Origin of the sequence: Rhizobium sp. C104 (assembly GCF_022354505.1) — a bacterium.
GTDB classification, from domain to species: domain Bacteria; phylum Pseudomonadota; class Alphaproteobacteria; order Rhizobiales; family Rhizobiaceae; genus Rhizobium; species Rhizobium redzepovicii.
On the sequence record NZ_CP092348.1, the window covers coordinates 2,898,213 to 2,915,428 of the forward strand.

Sequence of the window (17,216 nt, forward strand, 5' to 3'; positions counted from 1 at the left end):
CGTGCTTATCCCCCTCATAAATTGACCGGGAAAAGGTAGCAGCCGATCTTTAACAGAAAGTAAGAATCCGGTCCGTCAAGTATAATTCTCGGGATTATTACCCCAAAAATGGCTCTCTCATCTCCGGTAGCTATGGCCGGTCGCATCAAACAGATGCAACTTCTGCCTGTCGGCGGCAAAACGCATCCTCTGGCCCTTCTTCACATCGTAGATGCCGGGCAGCTTGACGACGATCGGCTCGCCCGGAACCAGGCCTTCGATATAAAGCAGCGTGACTTCGCCGAGCGCTTCGACGATCGACACCTCGCCCTCGAAAAGATAGTCGGCGCCGTCGGCGATCCTCAGATCCTCCGGACGAACGCCGAAGCTTGCCTGCTTGCCGGCTTCGGAAGCGCCGGTCGCTACATCGAGGGTCACCGACATGCCGCCGGTCAGCGTCACTGTCGTCTGGTTTCCGGTCGCAGCGACCGTCGCCGGGATGATGTTCATCGCCGGCGAGCCGATGAATTTCGCGACGAAGAGGTTGGCCGGGCGCTCGTAGAGTTCCAGCGGCGCGCCGACCTGCTCGATATTGCCGGCGGAGAGAACGACGATGCGGTCGGCAAGCGTCATCGCCTCGACCTGGTCGTGGGTGACGTAGATCATCGTCGTATCGGCCATCTGTTCGTTCAGGCGGGCGATCTCGATGCGGGTGGCGACGCGCAGCGCGGCGTCGAGGTTGGAGAGCGGCTCGTCGAACAGGAAGACCTTCGGATCCCGGCAGATGGCGCGGCCGATCGCCACGCGCTGACGCTGGCCACCGGAAAGCGCCTTCGGCAGGCGGTCGAGATATTTGGTCAGCTGCAGGCTCTCGGCCGCCGCCTTGACGCGGCGGTCGATCTCCTGCTTGCTTTCGCCGGCGATCTTCATGCCGAAAGCCATGTTGTCGAAGACGGTCATGTGGGGATAAAGCGCATAGGACTGGAAGACCATGGCGATGCCGCGCTTGGAGGGCGGCACGTCATTGACGAGATGGCCGTCGATATACATCTCGCCGCCGGTGATCGCCTCGAGACCGGCGATCATGCGCAGTAGCGTGGACTTGCCGCAGCCGGACGGGCCGACGAAGACGATGAATTCGCCTTGCTTGATATCGAGGTCGATGCCGTGGAGAACGTCCACGGAACCGTAGGATTTGCGGATATCCTTCAGCGTCAGTCCAGTCATGTCTCTCTCCCCTGCTGATCCTTAAGCGAGACGGGCGAAATACGCCCCCCAGGCCGGAATATCGATCTTGTCGCCATAGTTGTTGCTGATAAAGCCATGCCCCGTCAACGCCTGCCATTCTCCCGCAGGCAAAGTGACCCCGGTTTCGGCCGGGCTCATGTTGAAGATGCAGAGCAGCTTCTCATTGCCGTATTCGCGGGTGAAGACCAGCGCGTCGCCCTGCGGCTCCTCGAATTCGATCTCGCCCTTGGCAAAGGCCGGGTGCAGCTTGCGGAAAGCGATGAAGCGGCGATAGTGCTCCAGCACCGAAGCCTCGTCGCCCTGCTGGACGCTGACGGCGCGCAGGATATGCTCGACCGGCACTGGCAGCCAGGGTTTCACCGTCGAAAAGCCGCCCTGGGCGACCTGGCTGTCCCAGACCATCGGCGTGCGGCAGCCGTCGCGGCCCTTGAACTCCGGCCAGAACTGGATGCCGTAGGGATCCTGCAGATCCTGGTAGGCGAGATCAGCTTCAGTTAGCGCCAGTTCCTCACCCTGATAGAGGCAGACGGAACCGCGCAGCGTCATCAGCAGCGAGGCATAGAGCTTGGCGAAGGCGTCGTGATCGGCGACCAGCCCGCCCCAGCGGCTGACATGGCGCATGACGTCGTGATTGGAGAAAGCCCAGCAGGCCCAGCCATCGGGTGCTGCGGCTTCGAAATCCTCCATCACCTCCTCGACGCGCTCGGCGGTGAGCGGATCGGGGCGAGGAATTCGAAGGCATAACACATATGCATCTTGTCATTGCCGGAGGTGTATTCGCCGACGATTTCGAGGCCGCGCTGGCTGTCGCCGACTTCGCCGACGGCGGCAATCGCCGGAAATTCTTCCAGAACGGCGCGGAAGCGCTTCAGGAAGGCAAGGTTTTCCGGCCGGTTCTTGTCGTAGACATGCTCCTGGAAATTATAGGGATTGACCGCCGGCGCCGTCGAGGCGTTGCGGCGCTCAGGCGCAAGTGCCGGATTGTCGCGCAACAGCGGGTCGTGGAAATAGAAATTGATGGTGTCGAGGCGGAAGCCGTCGACGCCGCGATTGAGCCAGAAGCGCACGACGTCGAGCAGACGGTCCTGCACCTCAGGATTATGCAGGTTCATATCCGGCTGCGAGGTCAGGAAGTTGTGCAGGTAATATTGCATGCGCGTCGGATCCCACGCCCATGCCGAGCCGCCGAAGATCGACAGCCAGTTGTTCGGCGGCGTGCCATCCGGCTTGGCATCGGCCCAGACATACCAATCGGCCTTGGCATTGGTCTTGCTGGAACGGCTCTGCACGAACCAGGGATGCTGATCCGAGCTGTGGGAGATGACCAGATCGATCATCACCCGGATGCCGAGGCGATGGGCCTCAGCGATCATCGTGTCGAAATCCACCAGCGTGCCGAAGATCGAATCGACATTCTCGTAGTCGGAAACGTCGTAACCGAAATCGCGCATCGGCGAGGTGAAGAAGGGCGAAATCCAGATCGCATCGACGCCGAGGCTTGCCACATGCGGCAGGCGGGCGGTGATGCCCTTCAGGTCGCCGATGCCGTCGCCGTTCGAATCCTGGTAGGAGCGCGGGTAGATCTGATAGATCACCGCGCCGCGCCACCAGTCTTTATCGGGGGTCGAGATCGATTGGGGAGCCACGGTCATGGAATATCCTGTCTGAAGTCACGTTTGGAAATTGTCAGCCTCCCTTGACCGAACCCGCCAGCAGGCCACGCACCAGATAACGCTGCAGCCCGAAGAAGACGAGCAGCGGCACGATGATGGTGACGAAGGCCGAGGCCGTCAAAATCTCCCAATTGCCGCCGCGCGAGCCGAGCAGCGCGTTCAGGCTGCCTGTGAGAACGAGGTGGTCCTTGTCGGTGCCGAGGAAGACCATAGCGACGAGCAGGTCGTTCCACACCCACAGGAACTGGAAGATGGCGAAGGAGGCGAGTGCCGGGAAGGACAAAGGCAATACGATGCGGGTGAAGATCTCGAAGTCGCTGGCGCCGTCGACGCGGGCGGATTCGATGATCTCCTTCGGCAGGCCGGCGATATAAGCCCGCAGGAGATAAATGGCGAGCGGCATGCCGAAGGCGGTGTGGGCGAGCCAAATGCCGGGATAGGTCTTGGACGGCTGGCCGAGCAGGTTGCCGATTTCGTTATAGAGGCGCAGCAGCGGGATCAGCGACATCTGCAGCGGCACGACAATGAGGCCGACGACGAGCGCAATCAGCAGCGCGCGGCCAGGAAATTCCATCCAGCTCAGCGCATAGGCGGCAAAGGCGGCGATCAGGATCGGGATAATCGTTGCCGGGATCGTCACGGTCAGCGAGTTGATGAAGGACTGGCCGATGCCTTCGCCCCGCAGAACCGTGTTGTAGTTCTGCAGCGTGAACTCTGGCGGCGCGGAAACCGACGCATAGATACGCCGCGGCCTTTCGTCGGGTGAAAAGGCGGCGTTCTTCATGTAGCGATAGCTGCCGTCGCTGTTGATCAGCAGGCTTTCGCCGTCGCCGAGATCGGCGGTCTCGCCTGCCTTGAAGGCGGCCGGCTGCTGGACGCGGTTGCCGAAGGCCTTCACCGAACGGCCGGTCTGTCCCTCCAGCACGTTGCCTGTGATGACATAGGTTGCGCCTTCCTGCTGCTGTTGGTCCGGCGTGCCCAGGCGGACGGCGACGGTCTGCGTCGAGCCGACAAAGGCTGTCCACCAGCCGGATACGACGATCTGGTCCTTGTCGCGGAGCGCGCTGACGAAGATGCCGAGCGTCGGGATCAGCCAGACGATGACGATCAACAGAACAGCGGCGTGAACGAAGAGACGGGCGGGGCCGATCTTGAAGTAGCTTCCGACAGCGGTCATCTCAGTGGCCCTTCAGTTCGCGGTTGGCGCGGCGGACGTTCCAGACCATGATCGGCGTGACGGCGAGCATGATGATGATGGCGATGACAGCACTTCGGCCGGAATCGCCGCCGCCGCGGAACAGCCAGTTGAACATCAGGTTCGCCAGCACCATCGACTGCCACTGGCCGTTCGTCATGGTCAGCACGATATCGAAGACCTTGAGGACGAGGATGGTGATCGTCGTCCAGACGACCGCGATCGAGCCCCAGACTTGCGGCACCATGATGCGCCAGAAGATCTGCCAGCCGTTGGCGCCGTCGATGACGGCGGCCTCGATGGTCTCCTCGGGAATGCCGCGCAGGGCGGCCGACAGGATGACCATGGCAAAACCGGTCTGGATCCAGATCAGGATGACCATCAGGAAGAAATTGTTCCAGAAGGGAACGGAGATCCACACCTCGGGCGTGCCGCCGAACGTCTGGACGATGGCGTTCAGCAGGCCGATCTGGACGTCGTTGCCGCCGCGATACTCATAGATGAATTTCCAGATGACCGATGCGCCGACGAAGGAAATCGCCATCGGCATGAAGACGATGCTTTTGGCGATATTGCCCCACCAGATGCGGTCGGTCATCACGGCGATCACGAGGCCGAAAAAGGTGCAGGCGGCCGGCACGACGGCGAGCCAGAGGATGTTGTTGAAGATCGACTGGCGGAATTCGCGGTCGCCGAGTGCCCATTGATAGTTGGCGACGCCGACGAACTGCTGGCCGGCGCGGTCGTAGAAGGAGAGGATGAAGGTCGCAACGACCGGATAGACGAGATAGACGACGAGCAGGAAGAGCGCCGGACCGACGAACAACCACGGCCGCACGAGGGCACGGCGGTTGAGATTGCGCGAGGCAGCGCGGATGTCGCCATCCTTGACCGGCAAAGCGAGATCCAGGATCTTGTTCGAAAAATAGAAATAGGCCGAGCACGCGAAAACGGCGACGACCACGACGCCCAAAGCGGACACTATCTGCGACAGCATTTCGTCCCTCCCCTGCTTCCCCTGATCTTATTGCGACCGGTTGTTATTCTGACGGGTCAGCGCCGGTCATCGTCAATCTGTTGTATTGCCCAATCACAATATATCCTGCGATGGCCGGGCTCTTTGCGAACCCGGCCAGCCATGCAGGCCATGCCGCCGGCAAGCCGGCGGCATCATTTTGGAAATTACTTGATGCCGTCCCAGGCGCTCTGGATTTCGCCAGCAGCCTCTTGAGCCGACTTGCCGCCGACGAAATCAACCATGCCCGTCCAGAAGGCGCCGGCGCCGATCTTGCCCGGCATCAGGTCGGAACCGTCGAAGCGGAAAGTGGTGGCGGAGGTCAGGATCTCGCCTTCCTTCTTCATCTGCGGGTTGGCATAGGCCTCAGTGCTGACGCCCTTATACGGCGTCAGGAAGCTCGACTGTGCCATCCAGACCTCATGCGCGATTGGGGTCTTCAGGAAGTCGATGAAGGCGCGAGCCGTCTTCGAGTTCCTTGGCGATCGAGACGAGCGTGCCGGCGCCGAGAACCGGCTTGCCGAGTTCGGGATGCGACGCATAGGTCGGCATATAGAAGAAGTCGGCATCCTGGCCGAGCTTCGTGCCCTCAGGGAAGAAGGACGGAATGAACGAGGCCTGATGGTGCATGTAGCACTTCGGTGGAACGGAGAAGAGACCCTTCGGGCTGTCGCGGAAGTCGGTCGAGGCCACGGCCGCGACACCGCCATTGACGTATTTCTCGTTCTTGGCGAACTTGCCGAATTCGTCGATCGCGGCAACTACGGCCGGATCGGTGAACTTCAGCTCGTTGGTCGTCCACTTATCATAGGCCTCAGGCGGCTGCATGCGCAGCATGAGGTCCTCGACCCAGTCGGTCGCCGGCCAGCCGGTGGCACCGCCGGAACCGAGACCGATGCACCAGGGAACGCCGCCATCCTTGACGATCTGATCGGTCAGGGCATGCAGCTCTTCCATGGTCGTCGGGATCTTGTAGCCGGCTTCCTCGAAGTTCTCAGGAACATACCAGACGAGCGACTTGACGTCGGCCTTATAGGGGAAGGCGTAGAAGGCTTCCTTGCCGTCCTTGCCCTTATAGGTGCCGTACCCGACCCAGCTGTCGCCGGCGCCGTAATTGTCCTTGATCCACTTGGAGTTTTCGTCGCCGAGCGGCGTCAGGAAGCCCTTGCTGGCGAGATCGGCAAGGAGGCCCGGCTGCGGCAGAACGGCGATGTTCGGCGGCGAGCCCGCCTGCGTGTCGATGACGATCTGCTGTTCGTAGTTTTCGGAAGAGGAGTATTTGACATCGATGCCGGTGGCTTCGGTGAAATAGGCCAGAACGCTCTGGAAGAACGCCTCGTCCTCGCCGCGCCACGGCCCGAAGATCGTCAGCGGCTGACCCTTCAGATCGGCATGAGCGGCCTTGAATTCGTCATAGCTCTTCCAGTTGAACTTGGAATCCTGTCCCGGGGCAAATTTCAGATCGGCCGCGGATGCAGCACCGGCAAAAAGCGCTGCCGCGGCAACGCCCATCAAAAATGACTTTTTCATGTGATCAACCTCCCATCACAATCCCAACCGCGCCGAATTCCCTTTAAAAGAAATTTCAAAGCGCTTTGACACCCAACTCATTCCACTTTCGGTGGAATGGAGTCAAGTCATTTCACGAAAACCCGCCGTCAACCTGGCCATTATCACGGTGCAGCAGCGGCTGTCGGGAAATATGGAGCGATTTTTCTTGAGTCAAGCGCGCCAGATGCTACATAATTGAAAGCGCTTTGGATGCCACTGGGAGGCGGCAGGCCTTTTAGAAACGGCCGACGGGCGGGCCGGGAGGAAGCATAGCAGGTGAATCTCAAACAGCTATCGGAAATGCTGGGGCTGTCGCAGACGACGGTGAGCCGAGCGCTCAACGGTTATCCCGAGGTCAATGAGGCCACCCGGGAGCGCGTGCTTCAAGCTGTCAAGGAAACCGGGTATCGCCCGAACAAGGCGGCGCAGCGGCTTGCGACCGGCAAGGCCGGCTCGATCGGCCTCGTCATGCCGACGGCGCCCGGCCACCAGTCCGACGTGCATTTCGGCGAATTCCTGGCCGGGCTCGGCGAAGAGGCCGTGCGCCACGACTTCCACTTCGTCATCATGCCGGCCGACCCGGATGACGAAGTTGCAGCGCTCAGACGCCTGGCGATCAGCGGCAATGTCGATGCGCTGTTCGTCGCCTATATGCGCGGCCACGACCCGCGGCTTCCCATGTTGAAATCGCTCTCCATGCCCTATGTCGTACACGGGCGATCCTTCGGTTCCGAGCCGGACTATCCCTATCTCGACATCGACAATGAAGGCGCCTTCTACGATGCGACGCGGCTGCTGCTGCAGCTCGGCCATACGCGCTTTGCGCTGATGAACGGGCCGATGCATCTCGATTTCGCCATCCGGAGGAAGAACGGCGTCATATCGGCGCTGGCCGAGCGCGGGCTGGCGCTCCACGAGGATTGCATCAGCCATGCGCTGATGACGGATGAGCAAGGGTTGCTGGCAATGGAACATTTCCTGCAGCTGCCGGCGAGGCCGACGGCGATCCTCTGCGCCAGCACGGTGCTGGCGCTCGGCGCGATCCGCGCGGTCAACCAGGCGGGATTGCGGCTCGGCGAGGACATCTCGCTGATCGCCCATGACGACGTGCTGCCGCTGTTGAAGCCGGAAAACTTCTCCGTGCCGCTGACGACGACGCGCTCTTCGCTGAGAGCCGCCGGCGTTCGCATCGCACAGCGGCTGATCGGCACGGTGAAGCAGGCAGGCCCCTTTCCCGAACAGGAACTCTGGAAAACCGAACTGATCGTCAGAGCCTCGACCGGCCCTGCCCCGCAGCAGCTCTAAAGCGCGTCGCGATCTTTCAGATTCGCTCCTCGCGCTTTAGCCTTTTTTGAGCATGTCGTTTGCGGCAAAAGCGCTTAGCGCTTTGCCTGGGCAAAACCGCCCCACACTTTGGTGCGACGCGCTTTAGCTCTTTATTTTATGCATGTCCTTATCCGGAACGGCTGCACACTTCCGGGCGACATGCATTAATCAAAACTGCGGCGGGGTCTGCCCTGCGGCGCGATGGGCGGCGATGACCGTGTTGGCCATCAGCATGGCGATGGTCATCGGCCCGACGCCGCCGGGAACCGGGGTGATGGTGCTGGCGACTTCGGAGACCTCAGCGAAGGCGACGTCGCCGACGAGCCGGGTCTTGCCCTCGCCCCTTTCGGGGGCTGGCACGCGGTTGATGCCGACATCGATGACCGTTGCGCCCGGCTTGACCCAGTCCGCTTTGACCATTTCCGGCCGGCCGACGGCGGCGACCAGAATATCGGCGTTGCGGCAGACCTCGGCGAGGTTCTTGGTTCTGGAATGCGCGATCGTCACCGTCGCATTGGCATTGAGCAGCAATTGCGCCATCGGCTTGCCGAACAGGTTGGAGCGGCCGATGACGACGGCGTTGAGGCCGGAGAGATCCTCGCCATGGGTGCGGCGGACGAAGACCATGGCGCCTGCCGGCGTGCAGGAGACCAGTCCGGTCTTCAGGTCGCCGATGGCGAGCTTGCCGGCATTGGCAATGCTCAAGCCGTCGACATCCTTTTCCGGCAGGATCGCCTGGATGATCGGCTCGCTGTCGAGCGGCTTCGGCAGCGGCAGTTGCACCAGGATGCCGTGGATCGACGGATCGGCGTTGAGGGTGGCGACGAGGGCTGCCAGATCCTCCTGGCTGGTCTCTGCCGGCAGCGTGTGCTGGACGGATTTGAAGCCGCATTCCTTGGCCATGCGGCCCTTGGAGCCGACATAGGCGTGACTTGCCGGATCGTCGCCGACGATGACGACCGCAAGACCGGTGGTGACGCCGCTGCTCTTTTCCAGCGCTGCCGTCGCACTCTTGACCATCTGAATGACCGATGCAGCTACGTTCTTGCCGTCGATTACTGTCGTCACGCGTCTCTCCGCCCTGTTTCGCGCCAATCTATGGATAATCGGCGAGCGTCAAATGCCCGCTAACGCCCTATCCTGTCGGAAAGCAGCAAGGCAATATCAAAAATGCAAGGAAATGACCGTTCAGCGCAGCGGCTGCCGCGCCTCGAGGCCATGAACAAGAAGCCGGTCGCGCAGGCCGGAGATTTCGGAGCGCAGCGCCTCCATCTCGTCGACCTCGGCCGGGACCGGCTGCGGTAAAGATAGCGGTTGAGACAGCGGCATTTCCTCTTCGGCTGCGGCCACGGGTTTACGCAGGCGCAACAGGAAGGCCGCAGCAAGACCGGCGGCGAGACCCGCGGCAGCACCGGCCAGCGAGCGGCTGGTCAGGCCCTCGGGCGCCGATACCGCCGTTGCCAGCGCCGGCTTCATCAGAGTGATATGGCCGTCGGCGGCCGTTCCCACCGAGGCGGAGGCCGCATCGTCCAGGCGCGAACGCGCGGCGGCCACCTTCTCGCTGAGTTCGGTCAGCCGGGCAAGATCGACGCCGGTATCCCGGCTTTGCGCAATCAGCGTGTTGCGCCGGTCGTTCAGGCCCTTGCGCGTATCGACGGCGGTCTTGGCGGCGACGTTGGCGGCCTGGGCAAGGCGGGTAAGCTCCTTGCCCATGTTCTCCTTCAGACCATCGATTTCGGCCTGCTGCTGCAACAGCCGCGGATGGCGCGGGCCGAGTTCGGCTGAAAGCTGCGCCAGCGCCGTCCTGGCGACCGCATATTTATCGCGCCAGTCCTGCAGCGCCGGCGAGAGCACATCGGAGGGGAGAGAACCATCGAGCACGCTGGCGAGTTTTGCGGCTTTCAACCGATCGGCCGGCGCCTTGGCCTCCAGAATAGTCTGGTCGGCCTGTTTTAGATCGGCATCGAGCCTGTCGATCTGGCGGCGAAGATCGACCGCCACCTTGACGTTGCCCTCGCCGCTCTTTGCCGTGAAGGCTGCAAGTTCCGCTTTCGCCTCGTCATAGGCCTTGCGCAAGGCGGCGTCGCTTTCGGTGTTGCCGCCGGTACGGTTCGCCGGGGAAACCGCTTCGGCAAGCCTTGCGGCGATACGCATGGATTTGCCGCTGTCGCCGGTCGTCACCCGCACGAGGATCGTGCCGGCAGCGGCATCGGGCAGGATCTCGACCGAACGCTTCAAGCTTGCCTCGGCGCGCGAGGCCGGGTCGGCAGCAGCCCCGGTCGCCGACAGCAAATCGAGCGCAACCCCGAGCGCATTGGCCTTCTGACCGGCAAATTCCGGATCGTGATCGAGTTTCAGAGCGGCGACCGTCGAAGCAACCACCCGTGCCGACATCAGTCCTTTCGCCGCAGCTTCAGTGAAGACGGCCCGGCTTGCGGCATCGGTCTTCACCGCAAGCGTTGCTTCGGCACGGTATAGGGCCGGCGAAGCCGGCATCAGCATCGGCAGACCGGCGCCGATCATCGTCGCTGCGGCGACCGTCATCACAAGTGCGCTGCCGCCGACGCGCCGCCGCGGCGCTGCTGTGCGAGGTTCCGCCGGTTCCTCACGGATCGCTGCCAGCGGTTCGGGCGAGATCATCGGCTCGATGGCCGGAGCAGCCGGTTCCTCACGGCGCGGATGTTCCTGCGGAAGCGGATGGCCGATGTCGTTGGCGGCCCGCAGGTGATTGCCAAGGATGGTTTCGATGCGATCGACCAGCGGTGGCGTGCGCGCGGCTTTGGCGCGTTGCTCTTCCAGCGCGCGACCGATGGCGCGCAGCAGTTCGGCCTCGGGCGGTGCGATATCGGCCCGGTTCGACCGGGGCACGCCAGGCAGTCCATAACCATCGTCATGGGCGCGCGCCGGTCCGGCCGCCGCCGGCCGGGTGGCTGCGCGATCGTGAAAGCTGCTTCTGGCCCTGATATCGTACATTTGCGCCACATCTCATGCACATGATGGCCGAATTCGCTCATCCGCACGGATGCAGATGATTAAGCCAGTCTAAATATTCATGGCAAAGAAATGGTTAACCGCAGCGTGTCAGAACTATGCATAGCTCCTCAAATCGGAATCGATCCAAGGATACATTCCAAAATCCTATAATGTCTTGCAAAGACGCGAGGGTCAGCTTGCCTTCTTGTGTTCCGACCGTGGCTGCAGCGCGGTGTTGTGTTCTTCCGGATGCCTGAGGATTCGCTCGCGCCGGCGGAAGCGGTAGCGCAGGACATGGAAAAGGAAGACCGGGATGCCGACGACGTAGCGGCGCCAGAGGCGCGTCGGCTCCTGCAGCAGGCGATAGGCCCATTCCAGCCGCATCATCCGCACCGTCCTCGGCGCACGCGGGACGGCGCCGGAGACGAAGTCGAAGAGAGCGCCCACCGTCAGCACCAGGCGCGCATGATCGGCACGGATATTGTCGTGGACCCATTTTTCCTGCAGCGGCGTTCCCATGCCGACGATCAGAATGTCGAGCTTCTGGCGCTCGATCTCCTCGGTGACCTCAGTGGAATCGACCTTGTCGAAATAACCGTCGGAAACCACGACGAATTCATGCCAGGGCGTATGCCTGCGGAAATTTTCAGCCGCCGCCTCGACGACCGAACGCGTGCCGCCGATCAGACCGATGCGGCGCGGAGCCTCCATGAAGGTGAGGAAGGCCGGCACAAAATCGGTGCCGTTCAAATTGGCGGGAAAGGGCGAACCATGGGCGATCTGCGATGCGATGTTGAGACCGATGCCATCCGGCAGCACCAAATTGTGCGACATGATCCGGTAGTATTCGTCATCGTGAAGCGCGGTCAGCATGTTGTGGGCGTTGACGAAGCAAACCACGGTCTGGCCGACGGGAATGGAGGCCAGCTCGTTGATGAAAACGAGGGCATCGTCCCAGCCGAGATCGCAGACCGGCAGATCGAAGATCGTCCGCCGCGATGCGAGCACCGCGAAGTTCGCAATCAGATTCATTCCTACCTCCTGCCTAGGATGCTTCATGCGCCCGACATCCCGGAAAACAAGCCCACACTTCCGCACCGGGCCTCGAAAGCCCCGGTCGCGTCCCGCCGTGACGGCGTCGCCCCGATTTCAGAAGCGGCGCATGTCAAGCTGTGACAGCTGGTATAACAGGACGGTTTCAAACAACCCTTAGGAAAATTCCTTGAATTTCCATGCTCGCATAAGTGGTTTGTTAACCACGCGCGCCAACGGAAAACGGCGCCTTCCGGCGCCGTTGTTCGTCGATATCATTGTCGTGCTTAGTGAGCGGCTGGCGCCGGCGCTTCACCGGCCGGTGCGGTCTCGACGATCTTGACGGGTGTGCCCACCTTCTTCGGCGCCCCGGCCGAGCTTTCCTTGACATCTTCCTTGGAGAGATAGTCGAGCTGCTCCAGCATGACCTCGGCGACATATTCGCCGCCGAGGCGCTCGTTCATGCCCTTCTTGATCTCTTCGCGGAAGGCCTTCGGATCGAAGGATTTGATGTGGGCGATATCGACCATCTTGTTGCCGACGAGCAGGCTGAAAAGCTGGTCGGTGGTCATTTCGGCCAGCGGCAGCGTCACGTCTTTCAGCATCTCCTTGTTCATCATGAAGGAAACGCGGCCGAGGAAGTAGCCGGTGATCGCACCATTGCCGATGATGGGGACCGTGATGGTTTCACCCTTCACCAGTTCAAGCGCGCTCTGTTTGGAATCCGTTGCCGCGGGCGCCGGCGCGGTCGCCAGGTACACGGAGAAATAGACCGATGCCAAGGTGATGGCGCAAACCCAGACACCGGTGAGGACGAGCTTGATCATCAGTTTCCACGCGCGGCAAATTGTTCCTGGGAATAGGTCCCGTCGGCATCGGCGTCCTGAACGGCGTTCTTCAGCAGATCGGCGACAGCGCGAACCGCTTCGAGATGCGCCTCGACCCGACGGGCGTTGAGAACCAGCTTCTTCTTCAGCCCGTGCAACTGATCGAGATGGGCAGCGGCAAGCTCGGCCGGATCGGTGTCGCGGAAAAGCATCGACAGCTCATAGAGGCAGCGGCTTTTATGCGCATTGGAGACCTTGAGATCGAACTGCGGATCGCTGCCGATCCGGGTGTTCTCATTGTCGATGATCATTTCGAGGCGTCCGAGAACGGATTTGATTCTGTATTCGTTCGAAACTATTTCCATTGTACCCTCGATTATGCGTCGCTTGGAGCGCCATGCCGAAAACTGTGCGCGGATTTCGCGCGACATCACGCTCTAACTATTTCATTGAGAACAAGATTCAGGTTTTAGGCCAACGGGCCCCAAATCATCCTGTTCTGTCGGTCTTGGCTTCAGCGGTGGGCGTGCCGAATGTCTTGCGCTGGAAGTCGTCGATCATGCTGAGCGCAGTGTTGCGGTCATCGTTATCGGTCGAGGCATTGACGATCTTGCCTTCCTGTCGGCGCAGCTGCTCGGCGTACATCTGCTTGGCGATGCCGATGCCGTCGCCCTTGGCCATGGTGTTGCCGAGCTGTTCGGCCATCATGCCCTTCCAGATATCGCCGGTCGCGCCCTTGCCGTAGACGTCTTCGCTTTCGCTCGGCAGCATGGACTTGACGAAATTCTGCAGCACCATGGCCTCGAATTTCCGGTAGCTTTCCGGCACTTCCTCGGCCTTCGTGCGGTTCTGGATGTTGTTAAGGCCGCTTTTCTGGCTGATATGGTCGAGGACGTCGACCGTATTGGAGAAGCCCTTGCCATTTTCGGCGAGGCTCGTTGCGGCAAAGGCCGCACGATTTGCCTTCAATTTTTCCTGGGCCGCCTGAACCTCCATGGGGTCGGCAGCTTTGACAACGTCCAGGACCAGATCACTGGGAGGCGAAATAGCCACGTTACAATCCTCTAATTTAAGATCGTAACGACTATGGGTTTCGAAGCTTGCTGGAGGCTGGCGTTGCGAATTGCTGATCGATGACATCGTAGACGGCATTGTCGTCGGCCTCGCGGCGCTCGGCCTCGAGGGCTTCTTTCATGCCTTCTTCGAAACGGTCGCCCTTGGCGCGCTCACGCGCCAGCCGCATTTCGTGAACCTCCTGCATGCCGGTCAGCTGCAGGTCCTTGATCGAAAGCCTGCCGAATCGGTCGGCGTAATTCTGCGAAAAGGCATGGTGGACGGGGTCCATCGAGCCGAGTGCGAGGATCACGTCATCCATCGCCGCATTGACCTCGACGCGCTGGCGGCTGGTTTCGGCCAGATCGTTCTCGGCCATCCTTTCGATATGCCTTTGCACCGAGAGCAGTCGCTTAAGCTTCTGGGAGCGGTTCTTATCGATCATCGCCTCATCGCCCGATATAGATCGAGCCGAAGGACTGGCCGAACTGGCTGACCAAGGCCGCAATCGAGAAGTAGATCAGGAAGAGCCCGCCCATCAGCAGATAGGGCGTCGAGATGAAGTAGACCGGGATCTGCGGCGCCAACTTGTTGATGAAGCCGATCGAGACGTTGAAGATCAGGCCGTAGATCAGAAAGGGGCTCGACAGCCGCAGCATGATGTAGGTGGTCTGCTCCAGCGTGTCGCTAAAGGAGATCAGCGTCGCCCGCATCTGCATCAGGCCGCCGAAAGGCATGGTCGTGTAGGAATCGATCAGCGCCCGAAAGACGATGTGATGGAAGTCCATGATGAACAGGATCATGATGCCGGCAAAGGTGATGAAGCCGGAAAGGCTGCTCTCCGGCGTGTCTTCGATGATATCGGCCGAGCCCGGCTGGGTATAACCAACCATGGTGGCAATGATCGTCGCGGCGAACTGCATGCCGAGCGTGTAGATCCGCGCCAGCATGCCGTACATCACGCCGATCAGCGATTCGCTGACGATCAGGCCGATATAGGTTCCGGAACCGGTGTGGACGGCCGGATAGACCGTGTCCCACAGCAGCGGCATGACGGCGATCGACAGCGCGACGGCGATGAAGACGCGCAGCTGTTCGGGCACGCGCGCCGAGGAAAAACCCGGAAGAGCCAGCACACAGCCACCGATCCGGCAGAAAACCAGAAACAGTGCGAGAACGGTCCCTTGCGGGTCTGTTATCATGAAATAGAGCCCAAAATCTTTATCTCGATGCCCTTGGCCAGTTCGACATGCGACAGGACCGGCAGCGTGGCGAACAGGCGTTCGATGATCATGCGCACATAGGAGCGTGTTTCCGGCGAGGTGACAAGTGCGAATGGCAGACCGCGATCCATGAACTCACGGATAACTTTGGTGGCCTGTTCGCTGAATTCTTCCAGGTTACGCGGATCGATGTCGAATTCGATCACCTCGCCCTTGGCGTCGCGCTTCAGCGCCTGGTGGAAAGCGAGATCCCATTTGCTGCCCAGCCTAAGGACGCGCAGCACGCCGTTGTCGGCAAGGTCGCCGCAGAGCTGCTGGGCCATGCGGATGCGGACATGCTCGACGATCTGCTCGGTCTTCCTGACATGCGGGGCGAGTTCGGCCACCGCTTCGAGAATGAGGTGCAGGTTGCGGATCGAGACGCGTTCGGCAAGCAGGAGCTTGAGCACCGCCTGCAGGCCCGAATAGGACATATGCGACGAGCAGATCTCGTCGGCGAGCTTCTTGTATTCGGGGTCGAGCCGGTCGATCAGCACCTTGACGTCCTTGTAAGACAGAAGCTGCGGCAGGTTGTTGCGGATGACCTCGCTCATATGGGTGAGCACAACGGAAACGTTGTCGATCGGCTGGAAGCCCTCGCGTTTCAGATCGTCGGCAAAGTTTTCGAGGATCGAGACGGCCGGCATGCCGAAAGCGGGTTCGCGGATTTCATCGCCGGGGATGCTCGGCCGGCGGCCGGCGCCGGTGACGACCAGGACTTCGCCGACGCGCAGCAGGTTGGAGGCCACCGTCGTGCCGTGGATGCGGATCTGGTAGGACTTCTCGGCGATGGCAATGTCGTCGGTGACCTTGATCTCGGGCACGACGAAACCGTATTGGGTGGCGAACTTCTTGCGCATCTTGCCGACGCGGAAGGCGAGTTCCTGGTGGGCGCCGAGCAGGCGGGTCGAGACCATCTTGCCGAGCGCAAGCTCGATCTCGGAGGTCCGCAGTACCGACTTGACCGAATCCTTTTCCAGCTCCTTGCTCTGGACGACCTTCTTTTCCTCCTGCTCGCGGCGAAGCTTGTTTTCAGCCTCGACCTGACGCGGGATAAACCAGGCGCCGAAGGCAAGAAGACTGCCGAGGATCACGAAGGGGACGAAGGGCAGTCCCGGCATCAGCGCCAGGACGAACATCAGCACGGCCGAGACCGAGAGTGCGCGGGGGTAACCGCTCAACTGGTTGACGACCGCCTGGTCGGTGGAGCCGGTCGTGCCGCCGCGCGAGACGAGAAGGCCGGCGGCGAGCGAGACGATGAGGGCCGGCATCTGCGAGACGAGGCCGTCGCCGACGGAGAGCTTGACGAAGACGTCGGCTGCTTCGCCGATCGGCATGCCGTGGCGGAAATAGCCGATGATGATGCCGCCGAAGACGTTGATGGCGGTGATGATCAGGCCGGCGACGGCATCGCCGCGCACGAATTTCGAGGCACCGTCCATCGCACCGAAGAACGAGCTTTCCTCTTCGAGTTCCCGGCGCCGGCGCTGGGCTTCCCTTTCATCGATGATGCCGGCCGAAAGATCGGCGTCGATCGACATCTGCTTGCCGGGGATGGCATCCAGCGTGAAGCGCGCGCCGACTTCGGCGATACGCGTGGCGCCCTTGGTGATGACGATGAAGTTGATGGTGATGAGGATCAGGAAGACGATCAGACCGATGACGAAGTCGCCGGACATCACCAGGCTTGCGAAACCGGCGATGACGCCGCCGGCCGCGTCATGGCCTTCATTGCCGTGGGACAGGATGACGCGCGTCGTCGCGATGTTCAGCGCCAGCCGGGTCATCGTCGCGATCAGCAGAATGGTCGGGAAAGACGAAAAATCGAGCGGTTTCTGGATCCACAGCGCAACCATCAGGATCAGCACCGAGAAGGCGATCGAGAAGGCCAGCCCCATGTCGATCAGGAATGGCGGGATCGGCAGGAAGAGAATGCAGATGATGCCGATGATGCCGAGGGCAAAACCGACATCGCGCAGGCTCGGGGCGACTTTCGGAAGGGGGAGTGCAGGTGGTTGCGCCATAACAGTTCCGTCTCTTCATGAGAGGAGGCGGACTCGGTCCGCCCAATTCGGATCGAGA

General features: G+C 61.3%; 13 protein-coding genes and 2 pseudogenes. 1 reads left to right on the forward strand and 14 read right to left on the reverse strand.

The window, feature by feature from the left end; genetic code table 11:
• Positions 1-117: 117 nt before the first annotated feature.
• The 5 genes and pseudogenes from ugpC to MF410_RS15520 all read right to left on the reverse strand — a co-directional run bounded on the left by ugpC (position 118) and on the right by MF410_RS15520 (position 6,640).
• Positions 118-1,206, reverse strand: coding sequence for a sn-glycerol-3-phosphate ABC transporter ATP-binding protein UgpC (gene ugpC / locus MF410_RS15500; RefSeq protein ID WP_097623902.1), 1,089 nt, complete (start codon positions 1,204-1,206; stop codon positions 118-120).
• 21 nt (positions 1,207-1,227) lie between these two features.
• Positions 1,228-2,879: pseudogene (locus MF410_RS15505) on the reverse strand (alpha-glucosidase).
• A gap of 34 nt (positions 2,880-2,913) precedes the next feature.
• Positions 2,914-4,077, reverse strand: a complete 1,164-nt coding sequence (locus MF410_RS15510) for a carbohydrate ABC transporter permease (protein WP_097623900.1) — start codon at positions 4,075-4,077, stop codon at positions 2,914-2,916.
• Position 4,078: 1 nt separating this feature from the next.
• Positions 4,079-5,092, reverse strand: coding sequence for a sugar ABC transporter permease (locus MF410_RS15515; RefSeq protein ID WP_097623899.1), 1,014 nt, complete (start codon positions 5,090-5,092; stop codon positions 4,079-4,081).
• Between the two features lie 185 nt (positions 5,093-5,277).
• Positions 5,278-6,640 (reverse strand): annotated as a pseudogene (locus tag MF410_RS15520) (ABC transporter substrate-binding protein).
• Between the two features lie 297 nt (positions 6,641-6,937).
• Between MF410_RS15520 and MF410_RS15525 the strand changes: the two are divergent.
• On the forward strand, positions 6,938-7,966 hold the full coding sequence (locus MF410_RS15525) for a substrate-binding domain-containing protein (protein WP_097623897.1): 1,029 nt from the start codon (positions 6,938-6,940) through the stop codon (positions 7,964-7,966).
• Positions 7,967-8,155: 189 nt separating this feature from the next.
• Here MF410_RS15525 and folD read toward each other — a convergent pair whose 3' ends face one another.
• The 9 genes from folD to flhA all read right to left on the reverse strand — a co-directional run bounded on the left by folD (position 8,156) and on the right by flhA (position 17,158).
• Positions 8,156-9,055 (reverse strand): bifunctional methylenetetrahydrofolate dehydrogenase/methenyltetrahydrofolate cyclohydrolase FolD, encoded by a 900-nt coding sequence (folD, locus tag MF410_RS15530; protein ID WP_097623896.1) that lies wholly within the window; start codon positions 9,053-9,055, stop codon positions 8,156-8,158.
• A gap of 120 nt (positions 9,056-9,175) precedes the next feature.
• The gene (locus tag MF410_RS15535) at positions 9,176-10,960 is read right to left on the reverse strand and encodes a succinoglycan biosynthesis protein exop (RefSeq protein WP_097623895.1); all 1,785 of its coding nucleotides are present in this window, start codon (positions 10,958-10,960) and stop codon (positions 9,176-9,178) included.
• Between the two features lie 192 nt (positions 10,961-11,152).
• Positions 11,153-11,992 carry a WecB/TagA/CpsF family glycosyltransferase gene (locus MF410_RS15540; protein ID WP_097623894.1) on the reverse strand — a complete coding sequence of 280 codons (840 nt, stop codon included), beginning with the start codon at positions 11,990-11,992 and terminating at the stop codon, positions 11,153-11,155.
• A gap of 287 nt (positions 11,993-12,279) precedes the next feature.
• Positions 12,280-12,819: a hypothetical protein gene (locus MF410_RS15545; RefSeq protein ID WP_097623893.1), complete on the reverse strand. Its 540-nt coding sequence runs from the start codon at positions 12,817-12,819 to the stop codon at positions 12,280-12,282.
• Positions 12,819-13,184 carry a hypothetical protein gene (locus MF410_RS15550; RefSeq protein WP_003570277.1) on the reverse strand — a complete coding sequence of 122 codons (366 nt, stop codon included), beginning with the start codon at positions 13,182-13,184 and terminating at the stop codon, positions 12,819-12,821. The genes MF410_RS15545 and MF410_RS15550 overlap by 1 nt, the downstream gene beginning before the upstream one ends.
• Positions 13,185-13,308: 124 nt before the next feature.
• Complete coding sequence (locus tag MF410_RS15555; RefSeq protein ID WP_054183705.1) at positions 13,309-13,872, reverse strand: rod-binding protein; 564 nt, start codon at positions 13,870-13,872, stop codon at positions 13,309-13,311.
• Between the two features lie 31 nt (positions 13,873-13,903).
• A complete protein-coding gene (locus MF410_RS15560; protein ID WP_003588513.1) occupies positions 13,904-14,317 on the reverse strand; it encodes a hypothetical protein in 414 nt (137 codons plus the stop codon).
• A gap of 4 nt (positions 14,318-14,321) precedes the next feature.
• Complete coding sequence (locus tag MF410_RS15565) at positions 14,322-15,074, reverse strand: flagellar biosynthetic protein FliR (protein WP_097623892.1); 753 nt, start codon at positions 15,072-15,074, stop codon at positions 14,322-14,324.
• Positions 15,071-17,158 (reverse strand): flagellar biosynthesis protein FlhA, encoded by a 2,088-nt coding sequence (gene flhA / locus MF410_RS15570; RefSeq protein WP_097623891.1) that lies wholly within the window; start codon positions 17,156-17,158, stop codon positions 15,071-15,073. Before flhA ends, MF410_RS15565 begins: the two co-directional genes overlap by 4 nt.
• Positions 17,159-17,216: the final 58 nt, after the last annotated feature.

Bases quoted from the DNA above. Each gene is read 5' to 3' on its own strand.
- ugpC (WP_097623902.1), bottom strand. From the start codon at position 1,206: ATGACTGGACTGACGCTGAAGGATATCCGCAAATCCTACGGTTCCGTG.
- MF410_RS15510 (WP_097623900.1), bottom strand. From the start codon at position 4,077: ATGACCGCTGTCGGAAGCTACTTCAAGATCGGCCCCGCCCGTCTCTTC.
- MF410_RS15515 (WP_097623899.1), bottom strand. From the start codon at position 5,092: ATGCTGTCGCAGATAGTGTCCGCTTTGGGCGTCGTGGTCGTCGCCGTT.
- MF410_RS15535 (WP_097623895.1), bottom strand. From the start codon at position 10,960: ATGTACGATATCAGGGCCAGAAGCAGCTTTCACGATCGCGCAGCCACC.
- MF410_RS15540 (WP_097623894.1), bottom strand. From the start codon at position 11,992: ATGAATCTGATTGCGAACTTCGCGGTGCTCGCATCGCGGCGGACGATC.
- MF410_RS15545 (WP_097623893.1), bottom strand. From the start codon at position 12,819: ATGATCAAGCTCGTCCTCACCGGTGTCTGGGTTTGCGCCATCACCTTG.
- MF410_RS15550 (WP_003570277.1), bottom strand. From the start codon at position 13,184: ATGGAAATAGTTTCGAACGAATACAGAATCAAATCCGTTCTCGGACGC.
- MF410_RS15560 (WP_003588513.1), bottom strand. From the start codon at position 14,317: ATGATCGATAAGAACCGCTCCCAGAAGCTTAAGCGACTGCTCTCGGTG.
- MF410_RS15565 (WP_097623892.1), bottom strand. From the start codon at position 15,074: ATGATAACAGACCCGCAAGGGACCGTTCTCGCACTGTTTCTGGTTTTC.
- flhA (WP_097623891.1), bottom strand. From the start codon at position 17,158: ATGGCGCAACCACCTGCACTCCCCCTTCCGAAAGTCGCCCCGAGCCTG.